The organism is Burkholderia sp. (genome assembly GCF_018375725.1).
Taxonomy (GTDB): Bacteria; Pseudomonadota; Gammaproteobacteria; order Burkholderiales; family Burkholderiaceae; genus Burkholderia.
On the sequence record NZ_JAHACR010000007.1, the window covers coordinates 1 to 13,333 of the forward strand.

The 13,333-nt window shown below is 66.5% G+C and carries 13 protein-coding genes; 9 read left to right on the plus strand and 4 right to left on the minus strand.

Features of this window, described 5'->3' with window-relative positions:
- Positions 1-819 (plus strand): sigma-54 dependent transcriptional regulator (locus KH616_RS02935; protein ID WP_292236238.1); only part of this gene is annotated, 819 nt, incomplete at its 5' end.
- 106 nt (positions 820-925) lie between these two features.
- Here the strand turns inward: KH616_RS02935 and KH616_RS02940 are convergent.
- Entirely contained in the window at positions 926-1,462 is a 537-nt protein-coding gene (locus KH616_RS02940; RefSeq protein WP_292236240.1) for a TlpA disulfide reductase family protein, read from the minus strand.
- A gap of 138 nt (positions 1,463-1,600) precedes the next feature.
- Here KH616_RS02940 and KH616_RS02945 point away from each other — a divergent pair, with 138 nt between their 5' ends.
- Positions 1,601-2,203: a hypothetical protein gene (locus tag KH616_RS02945; protein WP_292236242.1), complete on the plus strand. Its 603-nt coding sequence runs from the start codon at positions 1,601-1,603 to the stop codon at positions 2,201-2,203.
- A gap of 319 nt (positions 2,204-2,522) precedes the next feature.
- Here KH616_RS02945 and KH616_RS02950 read toward each other — a convergent pair whose 3' ends face one another.
- Both KH616_RS02950 and KH616_RS02955 read right to left on the minus strand, forming a co-directional pair.
- Positions 2,523-4,088, minus strand: coding sequence for a YifB family Mg chelatase-like AAA ATPase (locus KH616_RS02950; protein ID WP_292236244.1), 1,566 nt, complete (start codon positions 4,086-4,088; stop codon positions 2,523-2,525).
- Positions 4,089-4,250: 162 nt separating this feature from the next.
- A complete protein-coding gene (locus KH616_RS02955; protein WP_292236245.1) occupies positions 4,251-4,499 on the minus strand; it encodes an accessory factor UbiK family protein in 249 nt (82 codons plus the stop codon).
- A 350-nt stretch (positions 4,500-4,849) separates the two neighbouring features.
- Between KH616_RS02955 and KH616_RS02960 the strand changes: the two genes are divergently transcribed.
- The 7 genes from KH616_RS02960 to ptsP all read left to right on the plus strand — a co-directional run bounded on the left by KH616_RS02960 (position 4,850) and on the right by ptsP (position 12,325).
- Positions 4,850-5,188, plus strand: a complete 339-nt coding sequence (locus tag KH616_RS02960) for a P-II family nitrogen regulator (RefSeq protein WP_292236248.1) — start codon at positions 4,850-4,852, stop codon at positions 5,186-5,188.
- Between the two features lie 29 nt (positions 5,189-5,217).
- Positions 5,218-6,687, plus strand: coding sequence for an ammonium transporter (locus tag KH616_RS02965; RefSeq protein ID WP_292236249.1), 1,470 nt, complete (start codon positions 5,218-5,220; stop codon positions 6,685-6,687).
- Between the two features lie 242 nt (positions 6,688-6,929).
- Entirely contained in the window at positions 6,930-8,219 is a 1,290-nt protein-coding gene (gene gshA / locus KH616_RS02970; RefSeq protein ID WP_292236250.1) for a glutamate--cysteine ligase, read from the plus strand.
- Between the two features lie 28 nt (positions 8,220-8,247).
- Entirely contained in the window at positions 8,248-9,204 is a 957-nt protein-coding gene (gshB, locus tag KH616_RS02975) for a glutathione synthase (protein WP_292236251.1), read from the plus strand.
- A 318-nt stretch (positions 9,205-9,522) separates the two neighbouring features.
- Positions 9,523-9,993, plus strand: a complete 471-nt coding sequence (locus KH616_RS02980) for a PTS sugar transporter subunit IIA (RefSeq protein WP_292236253.1) — start codon at positions 9,523-9,525, stop codon at positions 9,991-9,993.
- Positions 9,994-10,081: 88 nt separating this feature from the next.
- The gene (locus KH616_RS02985; RefSeq protein WP_292236255.1) at positions 10,082-10,351 is read left to right on the plus strand and encodes an HPr family phosphocarrier protein; all 270 of its coding nucleotides are present in this window, start codon (positions 10,082-10,084) and stop codon (positions 10,349-10,351) included.
- 201 nt (positions 10,352-10,552) lie between these two features.
- Complete coding sequence (gene ptsP, locus KH616_RS02990; protein WP_292236257.1) at positions 10,553-12,325, plus strand: phosphoenolpyruvate--protein phosphotransferase; 1,773 nt, start codon at positions 10,553-10,555, stop codon at positions 12,323-12,325.
- Positions 12,326-12,441: 116 nt separating this feature from the next.
- Here ptsP and moeB read toward each other — a convergent pair whose 3' ends face one another.
- Positions 12,442-13,194: a molybdopterin-synthase adenylyltransferase MoeB gene (gene moeB, locus KH616_RS02995; RefSeq protein ID WP_292236259.1), complete on the minus strand. Its 753-nt coding sequence runs from the start codon at positions 13,192-13,194 to the stop codon at positions 12,442-12,444.
- Positions 13,195-13,333: the final 139 nt, after the last annotated feature.

A 13,333-nucleotide genomic window follows, 5' to 3' on the forward strand; every position in this document is an offset into this window, starting at 1 on the left:
GAGCTGATCGCGCGCAGCCTGCACGAGATGTCGCCGCGCCGCGACAAGCCGTTCATCGCGGTGAACTGCGGTGCGCTGCCGGAGCCGATGTTCGAATCGGAGATGTTCGGCTACGAGCCCGGCGCGTTCACCGGCGCCGCGAAGCGCCGGGTCGGCAAGCTCGAATACGCGTCCGGCGGGACGCTGTTCCTCGACGAAATCGAAAGCATGCCGCTCGCGCTGCAGGTGAAGCTGCTGCGCGTGCTGCAGGATGGCGTGCTGGAGCGGCTCGGCTCGAACCAGCCGATCCGCGTCAATTGCCGGATCGTCGCGGCCGCGAAGGGCGACATGAGCGAACTGGTCGCGGCCGGCACGTTCCGGCGCGACCTGCTGTACCGGCTCAACGTCGTGACGATCGCGCTGCCGCCGCTCGGCGAGCGCCGCGAGGACATCGTGCCGCTGTTCGAGCACTTCATGCTCGATGCGGCAGTGCGCTACGGGCGCCCGGCGCCGGTGCTCACCGATCGCCAGCGTGCGAACCTGATGCAGCGCGACTGGCCGGGCAACGTGCGCGAGCTGCGCAATGCGGCCGACCGGGTCGTGCTCGGCGTCGCCGAGATGCCGCCGGAAGGCGGCGCGGCGGACGTGCCGGACGAGGCGGGCGAGCAGACGCTGAAGGAGCGCGTCGAGCAGTTCGAGCGCGCGGTGATCTCCGAGGCGCTGAATCAGACGGGCGGCGCGGTCGCGGCGACCGCCGACCGGCTGCACGTCGGCAAGGCGACGCTCTATGAAAAGATGAAGCGTTATGGCCTGTCGGCCAAAGGGGAGGCGGACCGCTAGACGCGGTTGGCATGTGCCGCGGATCGGGCGAACGTGGGCCGCCGAAATTGCCGCGCTCGTTTACGCGGTTCGTGGCGGAAGCGGCGCGCGCCATGACGCCAGCCGTTCAGGCGGCGTCTTTCAGCGCCTTCTGCAGCAGCTGGTCGAGCTCCGCGAACTGCGGCGCGCCGACGTAGCGCTTCAGGATCTTGCCGTCCTTGTCGATCACGAAGGTCGTCGGCGTGAGCTGTACGTTGCCGAACAGCTTCGCGGCACTGCCGTCGTCGAGTGCGACCTTGAACGGCAGCTGGCGCGTCTGTGCGTAGTTCGCGACGTACATCGGCGGATCGTAGTTCATCGCAACGGCGACGAATTCCAGGCCCTGTCCCTTGAAACGCTGGTAGGTCTCGACCATCTGCGGCATTTCCTGCATGCAGGTCGCGCAGCTCGTCGCCCAGAAATTGACGAGGTAGACCTTGCCCTTGAGGTCGGCGGCCGTCGAGATCTTCTGGCCCGACAGCAGCGTGAACGTGGCATCGGGTGCGCAGGACTGCCCGTTGAACGCAAAAAAGCCGGCCACGGCGATCGCGGCGACGATGACGAGCGCCGCGACATAACGCATCGGGCTGGCGCGGCGGCCTTGGGAAGGGGACGGGGAGTTCATCTGCGGAGGCTCTCGGAATCGAATCGGTCGATGACGCGGAAACGGCAAAGGATGTCGAAATTTGGCGCACATTTTAGCGCGTATCCGGCGCGTGCACCGGCCGCCGCCGCGCATGCCGATCGTCCGGTTCGACGCATAATGCGCACTTTGCCTGCCGCGATCCGCACTATGTCGAAGGTCTGTTCCAAAACGCTGCGCCCCTGTTTTCTTCCGTTTCGGCGGCTTGCCGTGCTCGTATGCGCGAGTACCGTGCTGGCGGCCTGCTCGCCGGCCAACGACTGGCGCACGCTGCACAACGACGCCGGTTACACCGTCGATCTGCCCGCCAAGCCGACCGTCGAGGAGCACGCGCTCCTGATCGGCGGCACGCCGATGACGATGCGCATGCAGGCGGCGCATGTCGCTGGCGCGGTGTTTGCGGTCGGCACGGTGATGCTGCCCGACGACCGTGACGCGACCCGGCGCGCGGCGCTCGACTATCTGCGTGCGGGCCTGTCCCGCAATCTGGCCGGTGTGCCGCAGACCGCCGCGGTGCGGGTGCCGCTGGCCGCGGGCGGCGCGGTGGACGGGCTCGAGCTGCGCGTGGCGGGCGCCGCGGCCGGCCCGGAGCGCGCACGCAAGACGATCGTCGCGCGTCTCGTGGCGCGCGGGCGTCATGTCTATCAGGCGGTCGCGATCTCCGACGCGCCGCTGTCAACCGAGCAGCTCGACGCGTTTTTCGGTTCGCTGAAGCTCGACTGATGCGGGCGAGCGGCCGGGGATGTGTCGACTTACGCTGGAAACTGCATGTTCCTTCGCAGCAGGCGTCGCTAATCGCCGGATTTTGCTTGGGTTTTTCGGCTATCCATAGTGTTTGTGGATAACTTTGTTGAAAAGTTTGTCGGATCCGTCGCAATAGCGTGCTGGACGGCATTCCCGCCGATCTCCGGTATTTTTCGTGAATTAGAAAAATCAATAAAAACAACGATTTACAAAATCAGACTCGAATATTTCCGGCCATGACGCAATCAACGCCCGGATTCGTGGAATTGTGAATAAGTCAAGTCTTGACATCTGGGTTTTATAGTCTGACGGGAGCGAGCGCGCGCCGGTAACGAATCGCTTCGGCGATTTGTGCGGCGTTCGGCAGCGGGTCGCCGGCAAGGTCGGCAATCGTGCGGGCGACCTTCAGCACCCGGTAATACCCGCGTGCGGACCAGCCGAATCGCTCGCCGGCTTCGCGTAGCAAGCGCTCACCTTCGTCGGTCGGCCGGCAGAGTTCGTCCGTCTCGCGGCCAGTCAGCATGTGATTCGTCTTGCCTTGCCGATCGAATTGCCGCGTGCGCGCCAGTGCGACCCGCGCGGCGACCGCGGCGCTCGGCTCGCCGGGCGTTGTCGCGCGCGCGGCCAGTTCGGCGGGCGTGAGCGCGGGGAGATCGATCTGGATGTCGATGCGGTCGAGCAGCGGTCCGGACAGCTTGCGCAGATAGCGTGCGGCGACGTCCGGCGAGCAGCGACAGCGGCCGGACGGATCGCCGTGCCAGCCGCATGGACAGGGGTTCATCGCCGCGATCAGCTGGCAAGCGGCCGGGAAGTCAGCCTGCAACGCCGCGCGCGAGATCGTGATACGCCCGGCTTCCAGCGGCTCACGCAGCATTTCCAGGACATGCCGGTCGAATTCGGGGAGTTCGTCGAGGAACAGCACGCCCAGATGCGCGAGCGTGATTTCGCCCGGCTGGGGCGGATTCCGGCCGCCGACCAGCGCCGCTGCGCTCGACGAATGGTGCGGCGAACGAAACGGACGCTGCCGCCACTGCGCCGGGGAGAAACCCGCGCGGCTCGCCGACAGCAGCGCGGCGGACGCCAGCGCCTCGTCGTCGGTCAGCGGCGGCAGTAGCCCCGGCAGCCGGGCGGCCAGCATCGACTTGCCCGCGCCGGGCGGTCCGACCATCAGCAGGTGATGCCCGCCAGCGGCGGCGACTTCGAGCGCGCGTCGCCCGCCGCGCTGGCCGATCACGTCGGCGAGGTCGGGCGCGGCCGGCACCGGCTGGCGATCGAGGCAGGGAGCGGCGACGGGCGACAGCCGCCCGTCGGGCGCACCGGTCAGGTGAGCGCACAGCGCCGGCAGATCAGGCGCGCCGAACACGGTTACGCCAGGCACGAGCGCCGCCTCGGCGGCGCTGTCGAGCGGCAGGTACAGCTCCGGCTCGCGCGGCGGCGGCACGGCCGGATCGACGCGCCCGCCCTGCCGGTCGCGCGCCGTGCCGCAGGCCATTGCGAATGCGCCGCGCATCGGCCGTAACGCGCCGGTGAGCGACAGTTCGCCGGCGAATTCGCGGCCAGCCAGCGCATCGGCCGGGATCAGGCCGTTCGCGGCCAGGATGCCCAGCGCGATGGGCAGGTCGAAGCGCCCCGACTCCTTCGGCAGGTCGGCGGGTGCGAGATTGACGGTGATGCGGCGGACGGGAAACTCGAACCCGCAGTTCTGCAGTGCGGCGCGTACGCGCTCGCGACTTTCGCGGACTTCGAGATCGGGCAGGCCGACGATCGAAAACGACGGCAACCCGTTGGCAAGATGGACTTCGACGGTGACTTCCGGCGCGCGGCCGGCCGCCGGCGCGCGGCTGCGCACCAAGGCAAGCGACATGGCGAGGCTCCTGTCGGGCGGTGTGGGCGGCCGTTCAGGCCGCCCGCCGCGGTAAAGGGAGAAAGCGTTGCGCGCTTGCCGGCGTGGCGCGGTGAAGGACTACGTGACTACAGGGCTACAGGACTGCGGGGCGTGACCGTGCCGCGGAATGCGGCATGCCGGTCACTGCGACGCGGCGAGCTTCTGTTCGAGTTCCGCGACGCGCTTTTCCAGCTCCTCGAGCCGCACGCGGGTGCGTGCGAGCACTTGAGCCTGCGTGTCGAATTCCTCGCGGGTGACGAGGTCGAGCTTTGCGAAACCCTGCGTCAGCATGGCTTTCATATTGCGTTCGACATCCTTGACCGGCGAGTTTTTCAGCAGGTCGCCGACGCGTGCCTGAATGTCGTTGAAAACGTCGCTGGGTTGCTTCATGGTGATCCCCTTCTTTGCACAAAAAGTGTGCATATTCAGTTGCGTACATGCCCATGATGCACGCGTGACCGGAAATGGTGCGCCCGGGGCGCGATTTCCGGGCATGGCGCCCGCATGGGTGAAAGTCTCGTCATGCGAGACGTGCGTGCACTCTAGCAACGTTCTTCGCGTGGCGCCAGCGAACCCGGCCCCCGTTGGCCATTTGGCCGGGCTGTGCCGGTGCCGGAAACGCAATCTGATCTCCCCGCCCGGTTCGAGGCGGCGCTCGGGCGCATATGGCACGCGAGTTGCTGAGGAGAGTCCGCCACACATCCAACCAATGCGACGGGACAACCCAGCGAGAGGATTTCATGAAACTCATTACCGCAATCATCAAGCCGTTCAAGCTCGATGAGACGCGCGAGGCGCTGTCGGCCCTCGGCGTTTCCGGCATCACGGTGACGGAGGTGAAAGGGTTCGGCCGCCAGAAAGGGCACACCGAACTGTACCGCGGCGCCGAATACGTGGTCGATTTCCTGCCGAAGATGAAGATCGAGGCGGCCGTGTCCGACGATCTCGTCGATCAGGCGGTCGAGGCGATCGAGCGCGCGGCGCGCACTGGCAAGATCGGCGACGGCAAGATCTTCGTGACCCCGATCGAACAGGTCATCCGGATCCGCACCGGCGAGACGGGCGTGGACGCCCTGTAATACAAGACGAGCGACAAGAGGAAACCAAGATGCGAAAACTTCTGATGTCACTGCTGATGGCCGGCTCGTTGATCGCGACCGGCGTCGGCTCCGCGCTCGCGGACGACGCGGCGTCCGCCGCATCCGCGCCTGCCGCCTCGGCCGCCGACGCTTCGTCCGCCGCGACCGCCCCGGCGGCTTCGGCGCCGGCAGTCGCGAGCACGTCGGCGTCGGGCGCCGCCGAGGCATCCGCCGGCGCGCCGGCCTCGGCCGCCGCCGCGCCGTTCTCGGTCGATTCGTCGAAGATCAGCGCCGGCGACACCGCGTGGATGCTGACCTCCACCGCGCTCGTGCTGTTCATGACGATCCCGGGCCTCGCGCTGTTCTACGCGGGCATGGTTCGCAAGAAGAACGTGCTGGCCACCGTGATGCAGAGCTTCGCGATCACCGCGCTGATCACGGTGCTCTGGACGGTCGTCGGCTACAGCCTCGCATTTACGCCGGGCAACGGCTTCATCGGCGGCCTGTCGCGGGTGTTCCTGTCCGGGATGAGCTATGTCAAGGGCGACAAGGCGACGACACTGACCGTGAGCCACCTGGCGACGACGATTCCGGAGTCTGTCTACTTCGTCTACCAGATGACGTTCGCGATCATCACGCCGGCACTGATCTGCGGCGCGTTCGCCGACCGGATGAAGTTCTCGGCGATGCTGGTGTTCATGGCGCTCTGGTCGCTGATCGTCTATGTGCCGATCGCGCACATGGTCTGGGAGCCGACCGGCTGGCTGTCGGCGGACGGCGTGCTCGACTTCGCGGGCGGTACGGTCGTGCACATCAACGCCGGTATCGCGGGCCTGATCTCGTGCCTCGTACTCGGCAAGCGCGTCGGCTACGGCCGCGAATCGATGGCGCCGCACAATCTGGTGCTGACGATGATTGGCGGCTCGATGCTGTGGGTCGGCTGGTTCGGCTTCAACGCCGGTTCGGCGGTCGCCGCCGACGGCCGTGCCGGTTTCGCGATGCTGACGACGCAAGTCGCCACCGCCTGCGCGGCGCTCGGCTGGATGTTCGCCGAATGGATCGCGAAGGGTAAGCCGTCGGTGCTCGGCATCGTGTCGGGCGCGGTCGCCGGGCTCGTGGCGATTACGCCTGCAGCCGGTTTCGTCGGTGTCGCGGGCGCACTCGCGATCGGCATCGCGGCGGGCGTCATCTGCTTCTGGTCGGCAACGTGGCTCAAGTCGAAGCTCGGCTACGACGATTCGCTCGACGCGTTCGGCGTGCACGGCGTCGGCGGCATTCTCGGCGCACTGCTGACGGGCGTGTTCGCAGTCAAGGACATCGGCGGCATGGACGGCAGCCTGCTGCTGCAGGCGAAGGGCGTCGCGATCACGCTGATCTACAGCGGTGTCGTGAGCTTCATCCTGCTGAAGGTGATCGATATGGTGATCGGCCTGCGCGTGTCGGAAGAGGAGGAACGCGAAGGTCTCGACGTGATCCTCCACGGCGAGCATGTCGAGTAATACGAAACGATGGATGACGGGCGGCCGTGACGCCGCCCCCATCACGAACGAGCGCAGCGACTTCGGCCCGCCTTTCCGGCGGGTTTTTTTTTGTCGCGGGCGCGATGCCGCCGCGCATATCGCTTTTTCCTATCGGGTCAATAGTGAGAAACTTTCTTAAAAACCTTTTAAATCCGGGCTCAATCCTCAAATGCGTGGGGCAATTGCTCTACAATCTTCATTCTCCCGCTCGCGAGTGATTCATGGTTCCCCACCTCGTTACGGCGTTGAACGGCCCGTTGCTCGAGCTCGAGCAAAAGATCCTCGACGCCACGCCTGCCATCGAACGCTGGTTCAGGCTCGAATGGCAGGAACATACGCCGCCGTTCTACTGCTCGGTCGACCTGCGTAACGCCGGCTTCAAGCTGGCGCCGGTCGACGCCAACCTGTTCCCCGGCGGTTTCAACAATCTGCCGCCCGAAGTGTTGCCGCTTGCCGTGCAGGCGGCGATGGCCGCGATCGAGAAGATCTGCCCGGATGCGAAGAACCTCCTGGTGATTCCCGAGTTGCCGACCCGCAACGCGTTCTATCTCGAGAACGTCGCACGGCTCGCGACGATCATGCGCCAGGCAGGGCTGAACGTGCGTTTCGGTTCGCTCGATCCGGGCATCACCGACATCACGCCGATCACGCTCGCCGACGGCCAGAAGATCGTGCTCGAGCCGCTCGAGCGCACGCAGCGCCGCCTCGGGCTGAAGAACTTCGATCCGTGCTCGATCCTGCTGAACAACGATCTGTCCGCGGGTATCCCGGCCGTGCTGGAAAACCTGCACGAGCAGTATCTGCTGCCGCCGCTGCACGCGGGCTGGGCGGTGCGCCGCAAGTCGACGCACTTCGCGTGCTATGACGATGTCGCGAAGAAGTTCGCGAAGATGGTCGGCGTCGATCCGTGGATGGTGAATCCGTACTTCGCGCACGTCGAAGGCGTCGACTGGCAGGCGCACGAAGGCGAGCAGGCGCTCGCCGACGCGATCGACGGCGTGCTGAAGAAGATCGCGCGCAAGTACCGCGAATACGGCATCAGCGAAAAGCCCTACGTCGTCGTGAAGGCCGACGCGGGCACCGCCGGGCGCGGCGTGATGACCGTGCACGATGCGGCCGAGATCGGCCGCCTGTCGAAGGCCGAGCGCGCTCAGATGGCCGAGTCGAAAGCGGGCCTCGCGGTGCGCGACGTGATCGTGCAGGAAGGTGTCTACACGTTCGAGCGGATCGGCGACGACGTGGCCGAACCGGTCGTCTACATGATCGACCGCTACGTCGTCGGCGGCTTCTACCGCACGCACGGCTGCCGCGAGCGCGACGAGAACCTGAACGCGCCGGGCATGCGCTACGTGCCGCTCGGCTTCGAGCACACGGCGCTGCCGGATGCCGGCGCGAAGCCGGGCGCGGCGCCGCCGAACCGTTTCTACATGTACGGCGTCGTCGCGCGGCTGAGCCTGATCGCGTCGTCGATCGAACTGGAAAAGACCGATCCGGAAGCCATTCAGGTATAACGGCCGGCAGTCACGCAACAGGATCCGCATGGACATTCTCTTTATCGCCGACCCGCTCGAGCGCTTCAAGATCTACAAGGATTCGACCTACGCGATGATGGCGGAGGCCGCGCGGCGCGGGCATGCGATCTACGCGTGCGAGCCGCACCAGCTCGCGTGGACCGGGTCGGGCGTCGAGGCGGACGTGCGGCGCGTGACGATCGTCGGCGATCCCGCCGACCTGCATCGTCATCCGTGGTACGAGGCGGCGGCGCACGCGTCGCGCGCCATCACCTCGTTCGATGCGGTGCTGATGCGCAAGGATCCGCCGTTCGACATGGAATACGTGACGGCGACATGGATGCTCGAACTCGCCGAGCGCGCCGGCGCACGCGTGTTCAACAAGCCGCAGGCGATCCGCGATCACTCCGAGAAGCTTGCGATCGGCGAGTTCCCGCAGTTCGTCGCGCCGACGCTCGTCACGCGCGATGCGGCGCGGCTGCGCGCATTCCACGCCGAGCACGGCGACGTGATCGTCAAGCCGCTCGACGGCATGGGCGGCATGGGCGTGTTCCGTGTGAAGGCGGACGGCATGAACCTCGGTTCGATCATCGAGATGCTCGGGCATGACGGCACGCGCTCGCTGATGATTCAGAAGTTCATTCCGGAGATCAAGGCGGGCGACAAGCGCATTCTGCTGATCGGCGGTGAGCCGGTGCCGTATTCGCTTGCACGGATTCCGCAGGGCAACGAGGTCCGCGGCAATCTCGCCGCCGGCGGGGTCGGCGTCGCGCAGCCGTTGACGGCGCGCGACCGGGAAATCGCCGAGACGCTCGCGCCGGTGCTCGTCGCGCGCGGCCTGTTGCTGGTCGGTCTCGATGCGATCGGGGACTGGCTGACCGAAGTGAATGTCACGAGTCCGACGTGCTTCCGCGAGATCATGGAACAGACGGGCTTCGACGTCGCCGCGATGTTCGTCGATGCGCTGGAGCGCGCGATCGCGTAACTGCCGCGACATGGCGCGGCCTTGCAGGTTTCCGTCCGCCGGAGCGGTCCGGCAGGGCGGTTCTTGCGGGACGGCGCCGGCCGGGATGCACGGCTGGACAGGTGCGGCCGGCGAGGTGCGGCCGGCGAGGCGGCGCCGGCCACGCGTGCCTGCCCTGCTACAATGCCCGCTTGCCCGGCGCCGTTGTCACGGCCCGACGGCCGGATCCACTTGTTGCGTTGCATGCAAGGCTGAACATGAAACGACCCACTCACTCGCTTCGCTCGTTGCCCTCCGGCAGCATGGCGGCTTGCCTCGGGCGATCCGGCGCGTACTGACATGGCCGGGATTCTGATCATCGCGCACGCCCCGCTCGCGACTGCCCTGCGGGACTGTATCGCGCACATCTACGGCGGCGTGCCCGCGCGCATCGGCTGCATCGACGTGCAGGCGGACAACGATCCGGCCCAGGTCATGGCATTCGCGCATGCCGAACTCGCACGGCTGAAGGAAGAAAACGGCGCGCTCGTGCTCACCGACATGTACGGCGCGACGCCCGCGAACATCGCCGGCCAGCTCGCGAAGGTGGAGAACGTCAGAGTGCTGGCGGGCGTCAACCTGCCGATGCTGGTGCGTGCGGTCTGCTACCGGACGGTGCCGCTCGATACGCTCGTCGACAAGACGCTGTCCGGCGGCGCGAAAGGCGTTCACGAGGTGGCGTCCGGCACGCCGCCGCCGCCGACCGAGGTGGGATGCGGCGAATGCGCGCCGATCCCGCCCGAGCCACGACCGCGCACCGAGCAGCAGTAACCGGTTGCCGCGACCGGCAATTCGCGTGCTGTTTTAGCTTATCCGACCGTTCTGCCGGCATGCCGGCGGCCTCGACCGAACGAGAACCATGCTTCAACAAGAAACCACTATCGTCAATAAATTGGGGCTGCATGCGCGTGCATCGGCCAAGCTTACGCAACTGGCCGGCAATTTCCAGTCCGAGGTCTGGATGTCGCGCAACGGCCGGCGGATCAACGCGAAGAGCATCATGGGCGTGATGATGCTCGCAGCGGGCATCGGCAGCTCGGTCATGATCGAGACAGAAGGGCCTGACGAAAAGGAGGCGATGGATGCGCTCCTGAAACTGATCGCCGACAAGTTCGGCGAAGGCCAGTGACGCGCGGCGTCCGATCATGGCTTTTCAATGAGCATGCCGCGGATTCCGCGGCATTTTTTTCGTCAAGCTCATTGATCCGGAATGTGTAATGCTGCGCCGCATGCAGTCAGCCGCGCACCATGGAATTTATAATCGGTTTCCGGGGTCATAAGCGCATCGCAGCAGTGTGCCGCGGCTTTTACATGTACAGAGGAGGTGCGCGTGTCTTTCACGCTGCATGGCATTCCCGTCTCACGAGGCATCGCGATCGGACGTGCGTATCTGATCGCGCCGGCGGCGCTTGACGTCGCGCATTACCTCATCGAGGCGGATCAGATCGACGCCGAGGTCGAACGCTTCCGCGTGGCGCGCGAAACCGTGCAGCGCGAGCTCGATGCGCTGCGCGCCGACCTGACCGACGATACCCCGAGCGAGGTCGGCGCATTCATCGACGTCCACGCGATGATCCTGAACGATGCGATGCTGCTGCAGGAGACCATCGACCTGATCCGCACGCGGCGCTACAACGTCGAATGGGCGCTGACCGAGCAGCTCGACCACCTCACGCGCCATTTCGACGATATCGAGGACGAGTACCTGCGCGAGCGCAAGGCCGACATCGAACAGGTGGTCGAGCGTGTGCTGAAGGCGCTGGCGGGCGCGCCGTCGGCGTCGCAGGCGCTTGGCGGCGCGGCCGCGAACGGCACCGAAGAGATGATCGTCGTCGCGCACGACATCGCGCCGGCCGACATGATGCAGTTCAAGACGCAGTCGTTCCAGGCATTCGTCACCGATCTCGGCGGCCGCACGTCGCATACGGCGATCGTCGCGCGCAGTCTCGGCATTCCGGCCGCGGTCGGCGTACAGCATGCGAGCACGCTGATCCGCCAGGACGATCTGATCATCGTCGACGGCGATCAGGGCATCGTGATCGTCGATCCGGCGCCGATCGTCCTCGAAGAATATTCGTACCGCCAGTCGGAAAAGGTGCTCGAGCAGCGCAAGCTGCAGCGCCTCAAATTCTCGCCGACGCAAACGTTGTGCGGTACCAAGATCGACCTGTACGCGAACATCGAACTGCCCGACGATGCGAAGGCGGCGGTGGACGCGGGTGCGGTCGGCGTCGGGCTGTTCCGCTCCGAATTCCTGTTCATGCACCAGAAGGAGATGCCGGAGGAGGAGGAGCAGTTCGCCGCGTACAAGCGCGCGGTCGAAGGGATGAAGGGCATGCCGGTGACGATCCGCACGATCGACGTCGGCGCGGACAAGCCGCTCGAGGCGCTCGACGAAGGCTACGAGACTGCGCCGAACCCGGCGCTCGGGCTGCGTGCGATCCGCTGGAGCCTGTCCGAGCCGCAGATGTTCCTGACGCAATTGCGCGCGATTCTCCGCGCGTCGGCATTCGGGCAGGTGAAGATCCTGATCCCGATGCTCGCGCATGCCCAGGAGATCGACCAGACGCTCGACCTGATCCGCGAGGCGAAGCGTCAGCTCGACGACGCCGGGCTCGCCTACGATCCGAACGTGCAGATCGGCGCGATGATCGAGATCCCGGCGGCGGCGATCGCGCTGCCGCTGTTCCTCAAGCGCTTCGATTTCCTGTCGATCGGCACGAACGACCTGATCCAGTACACGCTGGCGATCGACCGCGCGGACAACGCGGTCGCCCATCTGTACGACCCGCTGCATCCGGCGGTGCTGCACCTGATCGCCTATACGCTGCGCGAGGCAAAGCGCGCGGGTGTGCCGGTCTCGGTGTGCGGGGAGATGGCGGGCGATCCGACGCTGACGCGCCTGCTGCTCGGCATGGGGCTCACCGAATTCTCGATGCATCCGAGCCAGTTGCTCGTCGTGAAGCAGGAGATCCTGCGCGCGCATCTGAAGGCGCTGGAAAAGCCGACGGCGGACGTGCTGGCCGCGTTCGAACCCGAGGAGGTGCAGTCGGCGCTCAAGCGGTTGTCGACCGCCGAGCCCCGCGCGGACGCCGCCGCCTGAGCCGCTGAGCCAACATCGCTGAACCGCTGAACCGCTGAACCGCTGAACCGCTGAACCGCGCGCATCCGGCGCGACGCGGCGCGGGCGGTGCGCGGCGAATCCGCGCGAATGGCGCGCTAGTGCGCGCTGCCGCACACCGGGCAATCCGCCTGGCGTGCGATCTTCATCGTCGTCCATTCCATCCGCAGCGAATCGAGCATCATCAGCCGGCCGTTGAGCGTCGTGCCGATGCCGCCGATCACGCGCAGCGCTTCGGCCGCCTGCATCGCGCCGATGATCCCGACCGTCGGCGCGAACACGCCCATCGTCGAGCACGCGACTTCCTCGAACGGCTGGTCTTCCGGAAACACGCATGCGTAGCAGGGCGCGTCCGGACGCCGGAAATCGAACGTGCTGATCTGTCCGTCGAAACGCAGCGCCGCGCCCGACACGAGCGGCACGCGATGCGCGACGCACGCGCGGTTGATGGCGTGACGGGTCGCGAAGTTGTCGGTGCAGTCGAGCACGACGCTCGCCTGTGGCACGTGCGTATCGAGCCACGCATCGTCGACACGTTCTGCGACCGCATGCACGGTCACGTCCGGATTGAGTTGCGCGAGCGTGTCGCGTCCCGATTCGACCTTCTTGCGCCCGACCGACGCGGTGGCGTGCAGGATCTGCCGCTGCAGGTTAGTGAGGTCGACCGTATCGGCGTCGACGAGCGTGATCGTGCCGACGCCGGCCGCCGCGAGATACATCGCGGCGGGCGAGCCGAGGCCGCCCGCGCCGACGACGATCGCATGCGCGTCGAGAAAGCGCTGCTGCGCCTCGATGCCGATTTCGTCGACGAGGATGTGGCGGGAATAGCGGAGGAGTTGATCGTCGTTCATGGGCGGATGCGGGTGATGCGCGGTGCGGATCTATTCATTCTAGGGCCTGTTCGCGCGAGTCGCGGCCTGGGGCATGCTGTACCGGCTGCGGCGGCACTGATCTGCGCACGCTTGCGCGGTGCGGGGCCGCGCTGGCCGA